The sequence below is a fragment of the Salinispora cortesiana genome (assembly GCF_000484695.1).
GTDB classification, from domain to species: domain Bacteria; phylum Actinomycetota; class Actinomycetes; order Mycobacteriales; family Micromonosporaceae; genus Micromonospora; species Micromonospora cortesiana.
The window spans coordinates 1-2,326 of record NZ_AXVR01000147.1; the positions used below are offsets into that span (position 1 = coordinate 1).

Annotated in this window: 3 protein-coding genes; 2 read left to right on the plus strand and 1 reads right to left on the minus strand. The window is 69.2% G+C overall.

Annotation, left to right across the window (positions count from 1 at the left end):
• The first annotated feature begins 673 nt into the window (after positions 1-673).
• A complete protein-coding gene (locus K228_RS26275) occupies positions 674-1,498 on the plus strand; it encodes an IS110 family transposase (protein WP_223160765.1) in 825 nt (274 codons plus the stop codon).
• Positions 1,499-1,509: 11 nt separating this feature from the next.
• Positions 1,510-1,875, plus strand: coding sequence for a transposase (locus K228_RS29295; RefSeq protein WP_223160766.1), 366 nt, complete (start codon positions 1,510-1,512; stop codon positions 1,873-1,875).
• Positions 1,876-1,883: 8 nt separating this feature from the next.
• On the opposite strand, the gene K228_RS0124610 is transcribed toward K228_RS29295, so the two are convergent.
• Positions 1,884-2,282: a pilin gene (locus tag K228_RS0124610; protein WP_425414543.1), complete on the minus strand. Its 399-nt coding sequence runs from the start codon at positions 2,280-2,282 to the stop codon at positions 1,884-1,886.
• Between the last annotated feature and the right edge of the window lie 44 nt (positions 2,283-2,326).

A 2,326-nucleotide genomic window follows, 5' to 3' on the forward strand; every position in this document is an offset into this window, starting at 1 on the left:
CTGCCGGTCAGATCCGGGGTGGACAGCGCTGTGCGGCCGAGGGTGTCCATCACCGGCGTGAGACCGGTCTTAGCGATCCACAGTAGGAACTCGTTGATGGCCTTACGGATCTGCCCGGGGATATCGAACATGCCAGGGTCGTCGTCCCCGCTATCGGGTGGTGGTGTTGCGGGCGGGGACGGCCCTGGGGACGGGGCGGGTGTCGGCGGGGACGACGGGGCGGGCGGGGTCGGTCCGTCCGGTGACGGCGGGGGAATCGGCGACGGTGTCTCGGGCACGGGGGCCGGTGTCGGGGACGGCCCACCCGGAGCGGGGACGGGTTCCGGGGACGGCTGCGCCGATACCGTCCCCGCGAACACGGGACCGCTGGCAAGCCCGATGCCGAGCACCACGACCACCAGCCGGACCCGACGGCGCAAAGAGGCGGAGTAAGAGTGGGTCATCAGGCCCTACCTTCGTGGCGTGCCGCCGGTCTTCCGGAATGATCGGCGGGCGCAGGCGGGACCGGCATGGCTTTCATCAGGCTGCTCCTCGATGGCTCAGGTGGCTCTGCCACCGGTCCCGCCACCTTGTTCTGACCGCTGATTAGGCGCTGCGGACCATCGCTATGTAGGGCGTTGACGGCGGAATGGGGTTGCTGCGCCAGGCCGTTGGGTGAGAGATCGGAGGATCCGTGGCACTGGTGATAGGCGTGGATATCGCCAAGGAGTTCCACTGGGTGGCGGCCGTTGTCGCCGAAACCGGGCAGGAGGTGGTGTCGCGGCGGGTGGACAACGATCCCGAGGCCATCGCCGTGTTCCTGACCGAACTCGCCCAGGCCGTCGCGGAGCACGGCCCGGTCACGATTGGCATCGACGTGCTAGGCGGGATCGCGGGCCTGCTCACTGCGATGCTGCTGGACAGCGGACACCGCGTGGTTTACGTACCCGGGCTGACTGTGAACCGTTCCCGCCACGGCACCCGCGGCGGCGAGCACAAATCCGACCCTCGCGATGCCCGGGTCATCGCCAGCCAGTTGCGGCTGCGCGATGACTGGCGGCCGGTTGCCGGTGCCAACGATCTGAGCCTCGATCTGCGGCTTCTGGTATCGCGCCGAAGCGACTTGGTAACCGAGCAGACCCGCCGCATCAACCGGACGCGCGACATGCTGACCGGGATCTTCCCCGGTCTGGAACGAGTACTGGACCTGACCAACCTCGGCGACCTGCGCTTGCTGGCCCGCTACGCCACTCCCGGCGAGATCCGCCGAGCCGGCAAGGCCCGGATCGCGGCCCACCTGAACCGCAACGGGGTCCGCTCCGACCGCGCCAACCGACTGGCCGCAACGCGCTCGACGCCGCTCAACGCCAGCCTCTGGTGGTGCCCGGCGAAGCCCGGACCGCTCAGTTCGTACGCGAGCTGGCCGCCGACGCGCTCGCGACACGCGTCCGCCTCGCTGCCCTGGACACCGAGATCGTGGAGGCTCTCCGCCAACACCCTGACGCGGCCCTTGTCTTGAGCCTGCCCGGGATGGGAGCTACCCTCACGGCCGAGTTCCTGGCCGAGGCAGCAGACCTGACCCGATTCGCCACCGCCGACGCGCTCGCGGCCGCGTCCGGCCTTGCCCCGGTGCAGCAACAGTCCGGCAAGACCAGCTACCTGCGCAGAGCCACCGGCGGAACCAAGACCCTCAAACGCATCTTCTACAACTCGGCGTTCTGCGCCATCCGAGCCGACCCCGCCAGCAGAGCCTTCTACACGCGCAAACGCACCGAGGGCAAAAGACACCAACAGGCCCTCATCGCCCTGGCCAGACGACGCGTATCGGTCCTGCACGCCATCCTGCGCACCCGCGTGCCCTACCAGAGCGGCTACCGAACGCCCGCCACAACTTGACAACAGCATTAGACAGCCACCCACTGGCCGACGATCGTGACGAACAGCGGCGCCAGCATCGCCAGGGCGTAGCCGATCGCGGCGGACCTGAGCGCGAGTTTGGCCTTCTCCACCTCACCGGGATCACCATTAGCGGCGGCGTAGCGAAGCCCACCCACGGTGAGAAAGAGCGTGGCGACGGCGACGAGGATGCCGACCAGCCAGGACCGGATGTTGTTGACGACGGCCTGGATCGACTCGGCGGCGAAGGCCGCGTCCGGGGTGCCGGCAGCAGCCAGCAGGGCGGCGACGGTGACCGCGACAACCGGGGTCAGCAGACGCACGGTACGGGTCAGGCGTCGACCGGGCCGGTCGGCCATTGGGCGGCGCGGGGTCGGACTCGGGCGGTGTGACGGGCGGTGGTTCATGGGACGTGGGCACCTTCCAAGGGCAGCCCAGCCCCACACCCACA

Excerpts from the sequence above, each read along its gene's own strand:
- K228_RS29295 (WP_223160766.1), top strand. The coding sequence starts at position 1,510 with ATGGGAGCTACCCTCACGGCCGAGTTCCTGGCCGAGGCAGCAGACCTG.
- K228_RS0124610 (WP_425414543.1), bottom strand. The coding sequence starts at position 2,282 with ATGAACCACCGCCCGTCACACCGCCCGAGTCCGACCCCGCGCCGCCCA.